The organism is Methanococcus mangrovi, assembly GCF_054506835.1.
The window spans coordinates 1,448,572-1,465,155 of record NZ_CP197114.1; the positions used below are offsets into that span (position 1 = coordinate 1,448,572).

The following is a 16,584-nucleotide window of genomic DNA, read 5'->3' on the forward strand; positions in this document are numbered from 1 at the left end:
TAAATTATTTAGTCTTTTCATTCCATGTTCTGTAGATTCTTATCGCTCTTGTAGGACAGATATTAACGCATGCTGAGCAGTATTCGCAACGTTCAGTGTTTATTTCGCCCTTATTTATCGCATCGTTTGGACAGATTATCGTACAAAGACCGCATTTTACGCAGTAGCTGTCATCCACCCTTATGTATGAATTTTCAGGGTCCACCACTTTTTTATATCCTGAGGTGTTTTCAATAACCTCTCTTGGACAGTGTATTGCACATTTTTCGCAGACTACACAGTTGTCATTAAAGATAACTTTTGAATGCACTTTGTTTCCGCTGAAATTCAAACTATCAATTACTACAGTGATTGCATCGTTTGGACAGACCATAGAACAGGTTCCACATGCAATACATTCTTCTTTATCAATTACCGTGAATTTTGACCTTTCTTTAATGGAGATTGCATCTTCTGGACATTTTTTAATACATACTTCACAAAGTACGCATCCGCCATCAACAAATTCTCCTTTATTTATTCTAACTCCTTGAGGACACTCTTTAACGCAGGTGTTACACAAAGTACAGGTTTTTGGGTCATAAAGTATTTTTCCGTTCTCAAATCTCAGAGCATTTGAAGGACATTTATCAACACAAAGACCGCAGTTTATACAGTGTTTTTCAGGTTTTGCTTTTACGTCTTCTTTTGTTTTTACAACTTTAAATTCAGAAATTTCGAGAACATCTTTAGGACATTTTGAAATACAGGTTCCGCAGAGTATGCAGTTTTCAGTAATTTCTCCGTATTCTATTGCATCAACAGGACATACTTCCTTACAGATATTACATCTTGTACATCCATCAACCGTTTCTGATTCGATAATCGTATTTTTAGGACATAAATAAATACATTTTCCGCATTCTACGCACTTTTCAGAATCTATTGAAATTGAATGCCTTACTTTCCTTTCAGCAGGTTTTACAATTTTTACGTGTTTTGGTTCAGGGAATTCGTAAGTTTTACCCATCATTTTAAAAATTGTGGAGTATCTTTCCATTAACATTTTATTTTTGGTATTTTTAAGGCTACTTGGATCAAAATAGAGTCTTGCGCCATACGGACATTCAGTAGTACAAAGTCCGCACATCACACAAATCCCCGTAGGATAAGATTTTCCAGTTGAATCTTCTTTTATATCAATTATATCAATTGGACACACGTTTTTACAGATTCCACATCCTGTACAGAGCTTCCTGTTAACGTAATATCCACCATATTCGTTTTTCTTGATTGCGCCAGTTGGACACTCTTTTGCACACGTTCCGCATGTGATACATGAAAATGCCTTGTCATTGAGCATTTTTATCGCATTTGTCGGGCAAACTTCCATGCATTTTGAAATTTCTTTATTTTTACACTTTTCACATTCTTCGTAAGCCCTGCATTTTTTGATATCTGTTACTATCATATTATCGCCTAAAAAGACCTTTAATTCCACTACCAATTAAAATTCCAACAATCCCTGAGAAAAATATGTGTGAAAAGGGTATTGCATTGTAATATGGAGTTGGGCCCATTAAATACGAAATAAATAACGCTCCAACCAACCATAATATTACATTATTTTTATTTTCTATTTTTAATCCCAAGAGAAGACCGACTAAAACGCCAATAATGGCCACAAAATTCAAATTTAAAGACATTATTTGATTGAGTGCAAAATTATACATTGTATCACCGACTATTCCTCAACAATATAGTCTTTAACCACTTTTTCACCAGTCAATAAGAAGGTAATTGTTGAAAGACCTGCTAAAACTTTTAAACCTACTGCAATATTTAAATAAGGAATAATTCCAGTATTTTCAAGCCCTGCAGGGGATAAAAATACAGGGTATCCAAATAAATCTCCAAAATTAAAGAGGTAGTATCCTGAAACAATTATTCCAAGAACACCTAAAAACATGAACAAAATCGCTCCAAAAGATTCTAACGACTCCAAAAAGTTGTGTTTGAATTTAATAGGAGTTTTTGAACCAAATGCAACGATGCTCAATATATACGCTGCTGCAATTAATGAACCGCCCTGGAATCCTCCACCGGGAGTTATGTGTCCGCCCAAAATTATGGAAATTCCTAAAGCCATTAATATAATACTGAAAGGCATCGCTAAAACTTTAATTATCGAAGTAAATCCAAGTCCCGTATCCTCTGTTTTAGAACCCGAATAAACTTCTTTTAAAAATTCTGTTTCGAATAATCCCCTTCCAAAAACCATTCCTGTAACTAAAACGGATGTTACAAGAATCATACATTCCCCGAGAGTATCAAAACCTCTCCAGTCAAACAGGACTGCGGTTATCAAGTTTGGAACGATGTAATTTTGAGTATAAATATAATTTACGCCTTCTACGACACTTATATTAAATAATGAATATAATATTGCCGATCCAAAGAATACAAATGACAGAAAAACTGCAATTTCTCTTTTTTGAGTCATTTTACCACCTTATCTGGCAAAGTAAATAACCATTGTCAGAATTCCTGAAAACATTGAAAGCCAGAAAAGCTGGTTATTTACATCGTTTGAATTTTCTTTTTGGAATTTGAATATTAAGGGCATCCAGGAGTACGCTAAACCGATGACCAAAAGACCGATAAGTACCAACAGGGGATTTCCATAAACTCTCAAAATTATATATAATGAAAGGATTAAAAATCCGTAAAGCGTAAATTCAGCCGTTAAAACTGCACCAACAGAAATTCCATCTCCGTGGTTTTGTTCGTCCATTTCTTTTTTGAAATCGCCGTAAGTCATTTTATCACCAAATCAGACTATAATGTCCATACCCGTCCAATTTCATTTGCAAATGGATAAATTATGTCTGTTGCAAGGTTTGGGAAGATACCTAAAAGTATGCACAAAAATGTCAAAACTGCAAGCGAAAATACCGCATATTTTGAAGGTTTTGCTTGTTTATATTCTTCAATCTGTTCCTGACTGCAAGGCTTTAAGTAAATTAAGTAAAATGCCTTCATCATGGATACAAACGTTCCAATGCTCACGATAATCATAATAATTGCAAGTTCAGGCATATTTACATTCATTGCAGCTTCTGCAAGCAGTAATTTACTTTGAAATCCGTTGAATGGTGGTACACCACTAATTGCAAGTTTTGCACATAAAACCATGAATGCAGTTGCCGGAATTACTGGAAGAAGGCCACCAAGTTTGTTTAAATTTCCTTCCTTTCTTCTTTCAACTAAATGAGCGCCCAAAAACAGGGCACTTTTATAAATAACGTGGTTTATCGCGTGAAATATTCCTGCAACAATTCCAAGAGGAGTTCCAAGTGCAATCCCCGCTGCAACATATCCACCTTGACTTATAGCGTGGTATGCAAGCAGTTTTTTATAATCAGTTTGTAATAATGCCATTACCACTCCGAAAACCATTCCTAAAACGGAAAGTGCAATCAGAACACCGTGTGCATTTGTAAAATACGAAAGTCCACCAAATAACTTGAGAATTACAAGTAACAACGCAACAAGCACGAATTTTGAGTAAGTTTGAAGCATTGCTGCAATAAACGGTTTTGCTCTTGCGTAAATATCTGCTTTTACCGTGTGGAATGGTGGAAGACCGCTACCATAACAAAGCCCGATAATAAGCATTACAAGTCCACCATAAATTGTTGGAGTTGCAGGATTGTTTAAAAGGAAATTGTGCATATCCGTGATGTTTAAAGTTCCAGTTGCTGCTAAAAGCATTGAAACTCCAAGAAGAAGAATTGAACCTGCAAAATTTCCGAGTATTAAATATCTAAAAGCAGACCTGTAAGCTTTTTCTGTACCTGACGCGATAACAAGCCCAGTTTGTGCAATCGCAGCTATCTCATAAAATACGTAGATGTTAAACAGGTCATCTGCTAAAATAACTGCTGAAACACTTGCTAAACCCATCAACATTAAAGCTACAGAAAGGCCGCTTGATTTTTTTTCATCGAGTCCTGTTATCAATACTAAAGAGCCGATTAACATTATAACGGTGATAATAAGCTGTTTCACGGGAGTATAAATGTAAGAGATTCCTGAAATAAGGCCGTTTTCTAAGCCATGGGCTCCAAAGTTGTAAATTCCGTAAGATCCAATAAATGGAAGTGTTAACAATACAATAGCCATTAAAAACGTCATTGGCCTGATTAATTTATCTTTCCCGTTAAGATAATTGAATATGATGGCCACGAACATAGGAAAAACTACAATCAGGGGAAGTAAGTTCATTGAGCTCACCGTTTGAAGTTAAATCGTTAGTCTTCTTTTAAGATTTCTGAAGATTTTAATGTTTTATATTTTTTGTAGAATACTATTGAAAGTCCGAGCATTATTGCGAGCATCGAAGCTTCGATAACGATATTTGTAAGAACCAGCGCTTGTGGAAGCGGATAACTTGCAAGAGTTGAAAACAGGGCAAATTCCATTTCCGGTGCCTTTATAGGAACTATTCCGCCAGTGTACCCTATCGCAATCAGTGTCAAATTTACGCCATTTCCAAGCGCAGAAAGTGCGATAATTTTTTTTAGAACGTTATCAACAAAGAAAGTCCCGTATAACCCGATAACAATTAAAATACCTGCAGTTATAAAGGAAGCAAGTTGTAAATCCATATTACCACCGTCAGGGACTGAAAAACTCGATTTAAAATGTTAAATTTAAAAATCCTCTTAATCTATCATTAATTATAATGATAAATACCTTTAAAAAACTAAATATATATAGGTTATGGTAAATGCAATCGACGCGATTTTAAATTCAAAATTGAATAAAATGGTTTAAAAAAGTCGGAATATAAACTATATTTTTTAAAACCTGTTAATTTCGAAAAAATAAAAAAATTAGTTATTTTTTGTGTTCTCCTTCTTTTTTCTTCATTTCTTCGCTTTTTCTCTGTTGGGATTGGCGTTCCTGCTTGGCCTGTTTCTGCCGTCCTTCTTGCTTTTTTTGTTCTGCCCGTCTTTTTTCATCAGGCATTACTATCACCCCGTTTTTTACGATTATAGATATTTTTGTAGATTTATTTATATATTATCAACTTAAAATCGGATTTTTTTAAATTAAACTTCTTAAACTGGATATTTATCAGAATTAATTTCAAAAAATGAGTTTAAAAAAGGGTATCTTTTGAAAAAATAATAACGACACTTTTATATTTTCGCAAGCAGTTAGTATTTATATTCAGATTCTTTAAAGATTATAAAAATACCCCTGCGTGATAATTATGGCCGTAAAAGTCGAGAATTTAACAAAAACATATGGAGAAAAGGTTGCTCTTGATAATATCAGTTTTGACGTTAAAAAAGGAGATATATTAGGCATTATCGGAAAATCCGGTGCTGGAAAAACGACTCTCATAAAGATACTTCGAGGAACTGAAAGTTTTGACGACGGAAAAATCGAAGTTTCTGGAAAAACGGAAAATTTAAGAGAAATTACTGCAATTCACCTTCAAAGAAATTTTGCTTTGTGGGCAGAACCTGCAATAAACAATATTATAAGAAAACTCTACGCAGTTAGAACCAATTCCGATGAAGGCCTTCCTGTAGAAGAAGAAATGGAAGAATATAGGAAAGATGCTACAGAAATTTTAAAATTAGTTGGATTGGAACATAAAAAGGACGCTTACTCAAACATTTTGAGTGGCGGAGAAAAACAAAGGCTCATTTTGGGAAGGCAGATTGCAAAAATTTACGCGAAAAACGGAGAGGGAGTACTTTTACTCGATGAACCTGCTACAATGGCCTGTCCTGCTTCAAAACAGATTTTATTAGATGTTTTAAAAAATATCAACGAAAAATTAGGAGTTACAATCATTGTAACTTCACACCTTCCAGAAATTCATAAATATTTATGTAAATCCTGCATTTTACTTGAAAACGGGAAAATAACAATGAGAGATACTCCGGAAAAAGTAATTGACGAATTTTTAAAAGATATGGTTGAAAAGTACGATAGAATATCTAAACCTACTGAAAAAACTATCGTAGAAGTTGAAAACGCATCTAAAAGATATTATGTTGTAAATGGTGGAGAAACACTAAATTTAAAAGATATTTCTTTTGAAGTTAAAGAAAAAGAAATTTTATCAATTCTTGGCCCAAGCGGAACAGGAAAATCCGTAATTTTAAGACTTCTTGCAGGACTTGAAGCGCCTGATAAGGGGGTAGTTAAACTTGAAGGAATCGATTTAAAAGATTTTGGATGGAACAGGATGAATTTAAGAAGAAAAATCGGGATTATGCATCAGGAATTTTCCCTTTCACATTATTTAACCGTAAACGAACTTTTAAAATATAGAATAGGGGTAAAAAGCATAGAAACAGTTGAAAGTGCAAAATTAAAAGCTGCTGAACTTGGAATTTCCCCGAAAATGGTTGATGGTCTCTACCAGCTGTTAGACCTTCCAGAAACTGAAATGAGAAACAAGCTTGACAAAATCGGAATTTCTGAAATGGTTGTAAGAAAGCTTTTCCCCGCAAAACCTGTTGAATACGATGCTAATGAACTTTTAGATGCGCTTGACTTGAATAGAGAAACTTTGAACAAAAAACCAACTGAATTGAGCGGTGGGGAAAAAGTAAGAGTTGCAATGGCGCTTCAACTTGCATTGGAACCCGAAATTTTACTTTTGGATGAACCTTTTGGAGACCTCGACCCTTTAACCTTACGAGAAGTTTCAAACTACCTCAAAAAGATAAATGATACCGTTGGAACCACGATTATACTAATAAGCCACCACGTTGAGTTAATAAAAGAGATAAGTGACCGTGCGATATTAATTGATGAAGGAAAACTCTTGATGGAAGGAAATCCAGAAGAAGTGTGTGAAAAATTCATTGAAAGAAGTAATTCAAAATTTATGAATCAATAAACTTATTTTATAATTTTTTCTGAAAATCTAATGAAAATGTATCCAAATACTATTCCAATAATCATTCCTCCAAGCACGTCGTGTGGGAAATGCACACCAACATAAACTCTGCTAAATGCAACCAAAAATGCCCATAAAAGTAACAGGATTATTTTAAATGACTTTTTTGAATCTAAATTGCTTGAATTTTTAATATTTCTCGTAAAAATTATCCAAAACCCAAATGCAAGTGTTGTGTGCCCGCTTGGAAAAGACGGCTGTGTTCCCATATATTTTAAAAGAATTACTCCTTCTAATATTTCGTAAGGACGTGGCTCACTTATTCCATATTTTATGGCAAATACAAGGAGGGATAAAAGAAACATTGCAAATAAAACTTGGATTAAAACTTTTTTATCATTTTTAAATAAAAAATAAGAAAGTAACAAAATCGAAATGTATACGGTGTCACTTATAAAAATGGTTAAAAAATCAAAAAAGGGGTTTTTAACCCCCGAATTTACTAAATAAAATAAATCAATATCCGTTTTTTGTAAGCTTTGTAGTAACATTAAAATTTCACCAAATTCTATAATGGTAAAATTACATTAAAAGGTTTCCAATCGCCATTACAATCAGCATTCCCATTAATGCGAGGTGGGACGAATATATCCCTGTAGTTTGGTACTGGGTCTTTATAATATTGCATATCGTTCCACAAACCGTTATCGGTGCTAAAATCTGGAATAAGATTGCTAAGTAGAATACTATCGTATTTGAAGTTACAAATGTTCCAATAGTAAGTATAAATGCCAAAATTAAAGCTATGAAGTGCGGCATTAACCTCATTCCACTCATTCTAAATGTTGCAAATCCGGAAAGCATTGAACCAAAAATTAAAGCTAATGATACAAGCATTGTTACGTCTGACATATTTTCACCTTAATTATAACCATACTGGCCTTGCATTTGGTTTTGAAAGAAATCTAAAGAATGTGGGTGCTCCGGCAATTTCGATTCCGTCTTCAAGTTTTTTATCAACGCCCCTGAATTCAGAGCTCATTTCACACACGTAGATTTTAACTCCTGCTTTTATTGCAGTTCTTAATTTATCGCCTAATTTTGGGAATGCAGGGTGTTTTACCTTGTCACATTCTCCTTTTAATGCTAAACTTGCTCCATCAAACATTAAAAAGATAGTTGGCTTCAATTTCATGTTCTGAGCTACGTCTGCCATCATGAAAGTTGCATATGCTTTTTCAGCATTTCCTGTTCCAGTCATGTTGATAATAAATACCTCATCGATATCAACTGAAACTCCGAGCTCTTTTTTCTTTTCTTCTTTTTTGATTAAAATCTTGTAATTTCCATCATCCGTCTTTTCTGCGGAAAGTATGTCATTTCCCATGCTTTTCAGTCCTTCTGTTAGATCAGTAAATGCATTTGGACCTGCAATTATTTCTAAAACTTCACCAACATTCATTCTTTCTAAAACTTCACCAACCATTAAAATCGGACCAGGACAGCTTGCTCCAACAACATTTATGGATTTTGAAGCTTCAATTTCTCCGATGCTTATCTTAACATTTGTTCCGTCAACTTCCATTTTGTATCCCATTTTTTTGATTAATTCGGAAATTTCATTGATTTGGGAATCTCCATCGGTTTCGATTATCAAAATTCCGCCGTCTGTTTTCTCGATTACTTTTTCTACAAGCATTGCAGGACTTCTGAGTGATTTTACGTTTATCTCTTTTATCATGATTACACCATAATTTGTAGATATGTCATTATTATGCACAACCATTCTTTATGTGTTTTCAACCTTTCCTGATTTTTAAAATTGAATTAAAATTAGATAAAATATATAAAATAGGTTATTTTTTAAGTTCTGCGATTAATGCATCTTTTGTTGGTGCGCCAACAAACTTAACTTCCCCATTTATTGCAACGGTTGGAACTGCCATGATTCCAAGTTCTGCTGCCTTTTCAGGATGTTCCATTACATTAATATGTACAACTTCAATTCCCCCAATTTCTTTTGCAACTTCATCAACCACTCTTTTAGCTGCTGGGCAGTGTGGACACATTGGTGATGTAAATACTTCAACTTTTACCATAAATTCACCCGATAGTTTTTTTTATTTGCTTAAATAAAGTATATGATTAGGACAATATATATTTGGCGATTCAAATGCGAAACGAAAAATCCATGGTGGCAGCAGTTGCCGCAATTTCATCATTTTTAACCCCTTTCATGGGCACTGCACTAAATCTTGCGCTTCCAAGTATTGGAACAGAATTTTCAGCCGATACTATTCTATTAGGGTGGCTTGTAACATCATTTCTGCTTGCAAGTTCTGCACTTCTGCTCCCAGTTGGAAGAATTGCAGATATTATAGGTAGAAAGCGAATTTTACTAAATGGATTGTTAATTTTTGGATTATCATCGTTAATGGGAATATTTTCAGGGTCGATTAATCATCTGATTATTGTGCGAGTGCTCCAGGGAATAGGTAGCGCCATGATATTTGGAACTGCTATTGCAATTTTAACTTCAGTTTATCCCCTAAACGAAAGAGGAAAAGCCCTCGGAATTAATATTGCCACAGTTTACATTGGCCTTAGTTTAGGGCCATTCCTTGGAGGAATTTTAACCCATTACTTTGGGTGGAGAAGTATATTTTTATTTTCAGGACTTATTGGAATTATAACGTACATTATTGCCAAAAAATACGTTTTAAACGAGTGGTGTGATGCAAAAGGCGAAACTTTTGATTATTTCGGCTCAATTACATACATGATTTCGCTCGTATTCTTGGTATATGGATTTATAACGTTCAGTTCAAATGGTTCAATCTTTATATTGGCATCCCTGCTTTTTGGTTCAATATTTGTCCATAGAGAATACACTACCAAAAATCCAATCTTAAATATCAAACTTATCACGGGAAACCTTGCATTTTCAATGTCAAATCTTGCTGCACTCTTAAATTACGGTGCAACTTATGCAGTGGGCTTTTTGATAAGTTTTTATCTTCAGAGTTTGAGAGGATTTTCTGCTCAAGATGCAGGATTAATTCTGCTATCACAGCCCCTTGTACAGGCGATATTTTCACCAGTTACCGGAAAATTATCCGATAAAATTGAACCAAGAATTTTAGCATCCCTTGGAATGGGAATTACCTGTGTTGGACTGGCATTATTTACATTTATCCGGTTAGATACAAGCATTTACCAGATAATTCTGAATTTAGTACTTCTTGGATTTGGATTTGCAGTATTTAGCTCCCCAAACACGAATGCAATAATGAGTTCGGTTGAAAGGAAATTTGCAGGAGTTGCTTCCGCAATGCTTGCAACTGTACGGATTTTAGGCCAGATGACCAGTATGGCAATAATAACTGTATTAATTGCACTTTATGTCGGAAATAATTCCATCTCTGGAGAATTCAGCCCGCTATTTCTTGAAGGAATAATTGCATCATTTAAAGTTTCTGCAATTCTTTGCGCAATTGGAATTTTTGCGTCACTTGCAAGAAAAAATATCAGAAATCAAAATTAATTAATTATTTTTTATTTAATTCCATTTTTCTTTGAAATATTCAAGTGCTGAAACTACATTTTCAAGGTCTGAAATAGGGAATGCAAATACGAGTTCGTCGTCTTTAATGTGCGCGTAAGCTCTTGAACCGTTGCATCCAAGTGTTGCGTTTGCTACACCCCTTGTTTTTACAGCGGCCACTGCATCAGCACATAAAGATTGAATTCCTGCAAAGTCGGCCTGGAACCTGCCGCCTGCTGCGTAATTAAGTGCTTGAGTAAGTCTTAAACCCTGTTTTGGAGTTACTAAAACTACAATGCTGTCAGGTTCAAAGTCTGTTTCATTTAATGGTGCGTAAACTCCTGCGTAAATTGCTTCCTTAACTCTTGGAATTGCCTGAACGGTTTTAATTGCTGCTTCTTCCGTTGGGAAGTTTCCTAAGTTGTGGTATAAAACACCTGTTTTTAATGGTTCAGGAGGGTTTTGTAAAATTCCAATTGCGTAAGCTCCCCCTTTGCATGCCTGTTTTTCAACTGTTGCGTAGAACTTCTTACCTTCGGTTCTTGCAGTTTGAATCATTTCACAGTGTCTTATTGGCTTTTCAATTTCAGAATAACCTTCTGGAATTTCTTCTTTTGATTTTGCAAGTTTAACTGCTGTTGCAGGTTTTTCAAGTGCTAAAATGTCTTGAAGTTTTTTTCCGAGTTCTTGAATTTTTTTAATTTCCATACTCTCACCATTCCGTTATATCTACTTGTGTATAATTTACACACAACTATAAACATCCGTAATATATAAATGTTTTCATTTGTGTTAAAACTATACACAACTACCATTTGTCTATATATCTTTATATTCAGTATAAATTTTAAGAATTGAAAAATAAATATCTTTCGAAATAATCTGGTGGTATTTTGAAAATAACGTTAAGAAATGAGATTTGTGACCGTTTGGAAAATATTGTAAGTGATTTAAAAGTTATAAGACACTGTATTGGTTGCGAAGGAATGGATCTAAAAAATGAAGACCCACACCACCACCCGACTATCGAAATAACACAAGAATGTAATCATAACTGTATATTCTGTTATTCCAATTTAACGAGTGTAAAATCCGGATTATACGGAGATTTAAGTAAATTTAAAGCAGTTACCATAAGCCAGTACGGCGAACCACTGATGTATCCTGAAAAAGTAAAAAATGCAATTAAATATGTAAAATCTAAAGGATTAAGATGCGATTTACAGACCAATGGGGCACTTTTAAATGAAGAACTTTTAAAAGACTTTAAAGAGCTCGGTTTAGACATGATAATGATCAGTTTAAGTGCATCGGACAAAAAAACGCATGAAAAACTTGTAAAAGAAGATACTTTTGAAAAAGTTTTTGAAAATATAAAACTCTCTTCAAAATATTTCCATACAATTGTAAGATCAGTTTATATCCCGGGTTTTAACGATGAAGAATTAGTAAAACTTGGTGAAATGTTAAATGAAATTGGAGTTTCTGAAATGATGGTTCACCAGCTTGTAATCCACCCAGAAAATTTAGATGAACTTGAAAAGGTGGGGAATCTTGAAAATGTTGGAAAAATAAAAGATTTATTACTTTTAGTTGAAAAAATCAAAAAAGTTGCTCCAAACGTAAATGTTACAATTAAAGGATGTTTACTTGTTTATTTAAAAACAATGGATGGATTTATACTAAATTCAATAAATAGCGACTGTGTTTCAGAAGTTCCAGTAATAAAAAGAGAATACACGCCAATTTTATTTTAGGTGGTTTTTATGAATATCTTGACAGTTGGAGGTTTTGACCCGACAGGCGGTGCAGGAATCGTTGCAGATGCAAAAACAATAAAAGAACTGAATAAAAATCCTCTTTCAATAATTACTTCGATTATCCCACAAAACAATAATAAAGTTTTTTTAAAAAGGGATTTACCAAAAGAAGAGATAAAAGCACAGTTTGATGCAATTTTTGAAGATTTTGATGTTGCTTGGGTTAAAACCGGAGTTTTGACTGATGATTCAATTGACATTCTTTTAGAATTTAAAAAAAAATATGGTTTTAACATAATTTGTGATCCTGTTTTAAAATCAACCACAAATTTCGAATTTTCGGATGATATGTTAATTAAAAAGTATTTGGAATTTTTTAAAGGGTGCTTTTTGATAACTCCAAATTTAAAAGAGTTTGAAATCATTGAAAAAATGTTTGAAACGTCTAAATTCAATTTAAATGATATTAATGTGCTTGTAACCGGAAAAACAGACATTTTAAAGATTAATAATAAAAAAATCAGCATAACTGGAAAATACGTAGAAAAAGAGGTCCATGGAACTGGCTGTACGTACGCATCTGCAATTACCTGTTTTTTATCCAATGGAATGACGATTGAAAATTCAATAAAATCGGCAAAAGAATTTGTACTCGGTTCTGTGGTTTACGCAGAAAAAACAAAATTTGGATACAATTCAAATCCAACATATATCAATAGAAACTCTGTTGAAAAAAATTTATCATACGCTTTAAATTTACTTAAAAACATGGAAAATTCAGGTTTTGAAAAATTAAATCTTGTTGAAAGTATTTTATTACCAAAAAACTATTCAGACATTGGTAAAATAACAAATGATGGAAAAATTAAATTTGGAATTTCAGATAACCTTTCAAAAATACTTTTAACTTTGAAAGAAGTTAATCCAAAAATAAGGGCTTGTGGAAAAATAAAATGCGGTGAATTATTAATTAATAAATTAAAAAATTCAGTGTTTTCAATGTGTTTAATCGATAATTTGGAAAAAAACAATATTATTTCAACTTTGACAAATTGTGCCAATTCTGATGAAAACTTTCCCGATATTTTGTATTTTGAAGGAAAAAAACCAGTATTGATAATTCTCGGGAATAATTCCGTGGAAATTGCTAAAAAGCTTCAAGAAATGGAAAAAATTGTTAAGAACCCATAAAATTAAAAAAATTCCATTTTTTATCGGAATTTTCATGTTATTTTACAAAAGGTAAGTTTAAATAATATTAATTCAATTATGGTTTTAGTATTTTTATCGAGAGTACCATAAATTTAAACGGTGATTTTATTGGCAAATATCGTTGTTAAAAGATTGGAAAGAACCCCAATTGATGAAACCCCTGTAGAAATCGTAGAAAGGAAGGGAATAGGCCACCCTGACAGTATTTGCGATGGTATTGCAGAAAGTGTAAGTGTTGCATTATGCAAAATGTACAAAGAAAAAATGGGCGTAGTTTTACACCACAACACAGACCAGGTTGAGCTTGTTGGAGGTTACGCATACCCCCAACTTGGCGGCGGATGCATGGTAAGCCCAATTTACATCTTGCTCTCAGGAAGAGCTACAATGGAAGTTTTAGACAAAGAAAGCGGAAAAATTATTAAATTACCGGTTAATACCACGGCAGTAAATGCTGCAAGAGACTACTTGAAAAAAGCTTTAAGAAACATAGACCTTGAAAAGGACGTTGTTGTTGACTGCAGAATCGGACAGGGTTCAGTAGACTTAGTTGAAGTATTCGACAGAAAAAGAAGCGAAATTCCACACGCAAACGACACTTCATTTGGTGTAGGCCACGCTCCATTAAGTACAACTGAAAAAATCGTTTTAGAAACTGAAAAATTATTAAACAGCGATGCTTTAAAAGCGGAAATCCCTGCAGTTGGGGAAGACATTAAAGTTATGGGACTTAGAGAAGGCAAAAAAATCACTTTAACAATTGCAATGGCTGCTGTCGATAAATACGTAAACTCATGCGCAGATTACGTGAAAGTTAAGGAACTTGCAAAGGCAAAAGTTGAAGAAAACGCTAAAAAATACTTAGATGGTCATGAATTAGAAGTATGCATCAACACTGCAGATGATGACGAAGAATGTATCTTCTTAACAGTTACTGGAACTTCCGCAGAAATGGGTGACGATGGTTCAGTAGGAAGAGGAAACAGGGCAAACGGACTTATCACGCCATTCAGACCAATGAGTATGGAAGCTACAAGCGGTAAAAACCCAATTAACCACATTGGAAAAATCTACAACATCTTATCAAACATTATTGCAGCAGATGTTGCTAAAATCGAAGGAGTAAAAGAATGCCAGATCAGGATTTTAAGCCAGATTGGAAAACCAATTACTGAACCAAAAATCCTTGACATTGAAATTATTCCTGAAAATGGATTTGAATTAGAAGAATTAAGCCCTAAAGCAAGCGAAATTGCACAAAAATGGCTCGATAACATTTCAGAAGTAACTGAAAGAATTGTAAGCGGAAACGTAACCACTTTCTAATTAAATTATTTTTTTTCATTTATGTAATTTTTAACGACATTAACTATTTCAGAAATATTTTCAATTTTTACTTGAGCAGCTTCGAGCGCTTTTTTCGATACATTTCCGTTTTGAAGGGTTATAACTGATAAATCACTTTCTTCCATTGCTAAAATATCGTTTGAAGCATCTCCAACCATTATAACATTATACCCATCCTGTTTTAAATTTAAAATAAGGTCTCTTTTCAATTTATGGTGGGCTTCAGGCATTAAACACTTATTTTCAACTCCGACAATATTTCCAAGCCGTTCTATGAATTTTCTACTGTCTCCTGAAGCGATAAAGACAGATGCGCCCATATTTTCAAGTGTTCGAATTGTTTTTGAAACTTCCGGGAATATACAACCTCCCGTTGCGACAGTATATTCTATTCTGCCGGTTATTGTATCTGCAATGATTGCTGAACCGTAGTCAGTTTCAATATCAAATCGTTTTAAAACTTTTAACGGGTCCTGAAGTTCTTTTAATTTTGTTTCACTATCCTTGAAAATTCCTGATTGGTCTATCGGCGGGTTACAGTACGAAATTCCCCAGTTTACACTATTTAAAAAACTTGAAATTAAAATATCAGGGTTTTCATTATCCAAAACTTCAAGAGGATTTTCTTTTAAAATTACGAGACTTCGTCCCTTTTTTTCATCAACAATATCCACGGTCTGGCAGTTACACAGAAACTTCTGAGTAACCACATTTTTGATAATTCTTCTTATGCTTACAAGAGTGCCCGATGCATCAAAAACTACTGCGAGTTTCATGTTATCCCTAAAAATTGTTATACATTAAATATTATGTATTATTATAATTTATAATTAACAAACTTTGGGATAAAACATGGAAGAACTTCAGTTTAAAATAGCACTTGTCGGCCCGGAAAATTCTGGAAAATCCTCTCTTGTAAACTCCATTTTTGGAAAGAACATTTCGGAAGTTTCGGAAGTTGGCGGAACCACCAAAATGCCTGTAAAAAAATTTTGGGGAAAAATCAAAATAGGAAAACAGAAAATTAATCCTGATTTTGCAAAAATTACCTTTGTAGACTTGGGTGGACTCTATGCAGGAGAAAATAGATCGGTTGTTATGGTCGGCAGCGTTCTTGAAAAAACTTATGAAGAAATTGATGACTCGGACTTAATAATACATATAATCGATGGAAGTACTGAATTATTCAAAAGTTTCGAAAAATTGCACCACTTATTGAAATTCCGATATCGAAAACCTATTATAGTAGTTATCAATAAATGTGATTTGATAGAAAATTCCAAACGAGAAGATCTGCGAAAGTATGTTGAGGGGAGATTAGAAAACAAGGTTTTTTTCACATCCTCAACCACATACGAAGGTATCGGGGAATTACTAAGTACAGTCATAGAAATATTAAGAAGGTGATATGTGTTGTTCAAAAAAATCAAAAAAATGATTTCAGGCGATTCATTAAAAACAAGCAGTCCAGTGCCTATTGAAGAATACGTGGAGCTCCCAGTAAAAGGCTACGAAGGACTTGAAACTGTAAAAATTAAAGTTTGCGATTTAGAAGACTTTAAAGATGCAACTGAAATAGCTGTTTTAACTGAAGCAGGCTATTTAGTTATTGCAAACACGATCAACCTTGAAAGAGACCTCGATGATGACTACGCAAAAATTTTATCCAGCTTAAAAGAAAAAGTTGGAAAAACTGGCGGAAAAATAGTAAGACTCTGTGAATCCAAAGTTTTAGCAGTTCCTTCAAACACCACAATCGAAAGAATGGTAAAAGAAGAATCCACTAAAGCTAAAGAATAATTAACTTAAGT

20 protein-coding genes are annotated in these 16,584 nt (G+C 33.8%); 7 read left to right on the forward strand and 13 right to left on the reverse strand.

Annotation, left to right across the window (positions count from 1 at the left end; translation table 11 throughout):
- Positions 1-4 precede the first annotated feature (4 nt).
- The 7 genes from ACS5L2_RS07850 to ACS5L2_RS07880 all read right to left on the reverse strand — a co-directional run bounded on the left by ACS5L2_RS07850 (position 5) and on the right by ACS5L2_RS07880 (position 5,013).
- Positions 5-1,450, reverse strand: coding sequence for a 4Fe-4S binding protein (locus ACS5L2_RS07850; RefSeq protein WP_459201457.1), 1,446 nt, complete (start codon positions 1,448-1,450; stop codon positions 5-7).
- A gap of 1 nt (position 1,451) precedes the next feature.
- Positions 1,452-1,712, reverse strand: a complete 261-nt coding sequence (locus tag ACS5L2_RS07855; protein ID WP_459201458.1) for a hypothetical protein — start codon at positions 1,710-1,712, stop codon at positions 1,452-1,454.
- Between the two features lie 11 nt (positions 1,713-1,723).
- Positions 1,724-2,482 (reverse strand): Na(+)/H(+) antiporter subunit B, encoded by a 759-nt coding sequence (locus ACS5L2_RS07860; RefSeq protein WP_459201459.1) that lies wholly within the window; start codon positions 2,480-2,482, stop codon positions 1,724-1,726.
- Positions 2,483-2,491: 9 nt separating this feature from the next.
- A complete protein-coding gene (locus tag ACS5L2_RS07865; protein WP_459201460.1) occupies positions 2,492-2,800 on the reverse strand; it encodes a hypothetical protein in 309 nt (102 codons plus the stop codon).
- A 17-nt stretch (positions 2,801-2,817) separates the two neighbouring features.
- Positions 2,818-4,266 carry an energy conserving hydrogenase EhbF gene (gene ehbF, locus ACS5L2_RS07870; RefSeq protein WP_459201461.1) on the reverse strand — a complete coding sequence of 483 codons (1,449 nt, stop codon included), beginning with the start codon at positions 4,264-4,266 and terminating at the stop codon, positions 2,818-2,820.
- A 26-nt stretch (positions 4,267-4,292) separates the two neighbouring features.
- A complete protein-coding gene (locus tag ACS5L2_RS07875; RefSeq protein ID WP_011171573.1) occupies positions 4,293-4,649 on the reverse strand; it encodes a cation:proton antiporter subunit C in 357 nt (118 codons plus the stop codon).
- Between the two features lie 232 nt (positions 4,650-4,881).
- Positions 4,882-5,013, reverse strand: coding sequence for a hypothetical protein (locus ACS5L2_RS07880; protein WP_459201462.1), 132 nt, complete (start codon positions 5,011-5,013; stop codon positions 4,882-4,884).
- Positions 5,014-5,260: 247 nt separating this feature from the next.
- Between ACS5L2_RS07880 and ACS5L2_RS07885 the strand changes: the two genes are divergently transcribed.
- Positions 5,261-6,910: an ATP-binding cassette domain-containing protein gene (locus tag ACS5L2_RS07885; RefSeq protein WP_459201463.1), complete on the forward strand. Its 1,650-nt coding sequence runs from the start codon at positions 5,261-5,263 to the stop codon at positions 6,908-6,910.
- A gap of 2 nt (positions 6,911-6,912) precedes the next feature.
- Here the strand turns inward: ACS5L2_RS07885 and ACS5L2_RS07890 are convergent, their stop codons facing one another.
- From ACS5L2_RS07890 to ACS5L2_RS07905, 4 genes are all read right to left on the reverse strand, one after another.
- Positions 6,913-7,461 (reverse strand): phosphatase PAP2 family protein, encoded by a 549-nt coding sequence (locus ACS5L2_RS07890; RefSeq protein WP_459201464.1) that lies wholly within the window; start codon positions 7,459-7,461, stop codon positions 6,913-6,915.
- Positions 7,462-7,492: 31 nt separating this feature from the next.
- A complete protein-coding gene (locus ACS5L2_RS07895) occupies positions 7,493-7,822 on the reverse strand; it encodes a DUF5400 domain-containing protein (protein ID WP_459201465.1) in 330 nt (109 codons plus the stop codon).
- Between the two features lie 13 nt (positions 7,823-7,835).
- A complete protein-coding gene (locus tag ACS5L2_RS07900) occupies positions 7,836-8,651 on the reverse strand; it encodes a sulfurtransferase TusA family protein (protein ID WP_459201466.1) in 816 nt (271 codons plus the stop codon).
- Between the two features lie 115 nt (positions 8,652-8,766).
- The gene (locus ACS5L2_RS07905) at positions 8,767-9,009 is read right to left on the reverse strand and encodes an MJ0307 family thioredoxin (RefSeq protein WP_459201467.1); all 243 of its coding nucleotides are present in this window, start codon (positions 9,007-9,009) and stop codon (positions 8,767-8,769) included.
- A 74-nt stretch (positions 9,010-9,083) separates the two neighbouring features.
- On the opposite strand from ACS5L2_RS07905, the gene ACS5L2_RS07910 reads away from it, so the two are divergent.
- Entirely contained in the window at positions 9,084-10,454 is a 1,371-nt protein-coding gene (locus ACS5L2_RS07910) for an MFS transporter (protein WP_459201468.1), read from the forward strand.
- A 15-nt stretch (positions 10,455-10,469) separates the two neighbouring features.
- On the opposite strand, the gene ACS5L2_RS07915 is transcribed toward ACS5L2_RS07910, so the two are convergent.
- Positions 10,470-11,162: a DUF169 domain-containing protein gene (locus ACS5L2_RS07915; protein ID WP_459201469.1), complete on the reverse strand. Its 693-nt coding sequence runs from the start codon at positions 11,160-11,162 to the stop codon at positions 10,470-10,472.
- A 185-nt stretch (positions 11,163-11,347) separates the two neighbouring features.
- On the opposite strand from ACS5L2_RS07915, the gene ACS5L2_RS07920 reads away from it, so the two are divergent.
- The 3 genes from ACS5L2_RS07920 to ACS5L2_RS07930 all read left to right on the forward strand — a co-directional run bounded on the left by ACS5L2_RS07920 (position 11,348) and on the right by ACS5L2_RS07930 (position 14,752).
- Complete coding sequence (locus tag ACS5L2_RS07920) at positions 11,348-12,211, forward strand: radical SAM protein (protein ID WP_459201470.1); 864 nt, start codon at positions 11,348-11,350, stop codon at positions 12,209-12,211.
- A 9-nt stretch (positions 12,212-12,220) separates the two neighbouring features.
- Positions 12,221-13,405 carry a bifunctional hydroxymethylpyrimidine kinase/phosphomethylpyrimidine kinase gene (locus tag ACS5L2_RS07925; protein WP_459201471.1) on the forward strand — a complete coding sequence of 395 codons (1,185 nt, stop codon included), beginning with the start codon at positions 12,221-12,223 and terminating at the stop codon, positions 13,403-13,405.
- A 129-nt stretch (positions 13,406-13,534) separates the two neighbouring features.
- Positions 13,535-14,752 (forward strand): methionine adenosyltransferase, encoded by a 1,218-nt coding sequence (locus ACS5L2_RS07930; RefSeq protein WP_459201472.1) that lies wholly within the window; start codon positions 13,535-13,537, stop codon positions 14,750-14,752.
- A gap of 5 nt (positions 14,753-14,757) precedes the next feature.
- Here ACS5L2_RS07930 and ACS5L2_RS07935 read toward each other — a convergent pair whose 3' ends face one another.
- On the reverse strand, positions 14,758-15,549 hold the full coding sequence (locus ACS5L2_RS07935; protein ID WP_459201473.1) for an HAD family hydrolase: 792 nt from the start codon (positions 15,547-15,549) through the stop codon (positions 14,758-14,760).
- A 76-nt stretch (positions 15,550-15,625) separates the two neighbouring features.
- Between ACS5L2_RS07935 and ACS5L2_RS07940 the strand changes: the two genes are divergently transcribed.
- Both ACS5L2_RS07940 and ACS5L2_RS07945 read left to right on the forward strand, forming a co-directional pair.
- Complete coding sequence (locus tag ACS5L2_RS07940; RefSeq protein ID WP_459201474.1) at positions 15,626-16,180, forward strand: Era-like GTP-binding protein; 555 nt, start codon at positions 15,626-15,628, stop codon at positions 16,178-16,180.
- A gap of 6 nt (positions 16,181-16,186) precedes the next feature.
- Positions 16,187-16,573 carry a cell division protein SepF gene (locus ACS5L2_RS07945; protein ID WP_459201475.1) on the forward strand — a complete coding sequence of 129 codons (387 nt, stop codon included), beginning with the start codon at positions 16,187-16,189 and terminating at the stop codon, positions 16,571-16,573.
- Positions 16,574-16,584: the final 11 nt, after the last annotated feature.

Bases quoted from the DNA above. Each gene is read 5' to 3' on its own strand.
- ACS5L2_RS07850 (WP_459201457.1), bottom strand. From the start codon at position 1,450: ATGATAGTAACAGATATCAAAAAATGCAGGGCTTACGAAGAATGTGAA.
- ACS5L2_RS07855 (WP_459201458.1), bottom strand. From the start codon at position 1,712: ATGTATAATTTTGCACTCAATCAAATAATGTCTTTAAATTTGAATTTT.
- ACS5L2_RS07860 (WP_459201459.1), bottom strand. From the start codon at position 2,482: ATGACTCAAAAAAGAGAAATTGCAGTTTTTCTGTCATTTGTATTCTTT.
- ACS5L2_RS07865 (WP_459201460.1), bottom strand. From the start codon at position 2,800: ATGACTTACGGCGATTTCAAAAAAGAAATGGACGAACAAAACCACGGA.
- ehbF (WP_459201461.1), bottom strand. From the start codon at position 4,266: ATGAACTTACTTCCCCTGATTGTAGTTTTTCCTATGTTCGTGGCCATC.
- ACS5L2_RS07875 (WP_011171573.1), bottom strand. From the start codon at position 4,649: ATGGATTTACAACTTGCTTCCTTTATAACTGCAGGTATTTTAATTGTT.
- ACS5L2_RS07880 (WP_459201462.1), bottom strand. From the start codon at position 5,013: ATGCCTGATGAAAAAAGACGGGCAGAACAAAAAAAGCAAGAAGGACGG.
- ACS5L2_RS07885 (WP_459201463.1), top strand. From the start codon at position 5,261: ATGGCCGTAAAAGTCGAGAATTTAACAAAAACATATGGAGAAAAGGTT.
- ACS5L2_RS07890 (WP_459201464.1), bottom strand. From the start codon at position 7,461: ATGTTACTACAAAGCTTACAAAAAACGGATATTGATTTATTTTATTTA.
- ACS5L2_RS07895 (WP_459201465.1), bottom strand. From the start codon at position 7,822: ATGTCAGACGTAACAATGCTTGTATCATTAGCTTTAATTTTTGGTTCA.
- ACS5L2_RS07900 (WP_459201466.1), bottom strand. From the start codon at position 8,651: ATGATAAAAGAGATAAACGTAAAATCACTCAGAAGTCCTGCAATGCTT.
- ACS5L2_RS07905 (WP_459201467.1), bottom strand. From the start codon at position 9,009: ATGGTAAAAGTTGAAGTATTTACATCACCAATGTGTCCACACTGCCCA.
- ACS5L2_RS07910 (WP_459201468.1), top strand. From the start codon at position 9,084: ATGCGAAACGAAAAATCCATGGTGGCAGCAGTTGCCGCAATTTCATCA.
- ACS5L2_RS07915 (WP_459201469.1), bottom strand. From the start codon at position 11,162: ATGGAAATTAAAAAAATTCAAGAACTCGGAAAAAAACTTCAAGACATT.
- ACS5L2_RS07925 (WP_459201471.1), top strand. From the start codon at position 12,221: ATGAATATCTTGACAGTTGGAGGTTTTGACCCGACAGGCGGTGCAGGA.
- ACS5L2_RS07935 (WP_459201473.1), bottom strand. From the start codon at position 15,549: ATGAAACTCGCAGTAGTTTTTGATGCATCGGGCACTCTTGTAAGCATA.
- ACS5L2_RS07940 (WP_459201474.1), top strand. From the start codon at position 15,626: ATGGAAGAACTTCAGTTTAAAATAGCACTTGTCGGCCCGGAAAATTCT.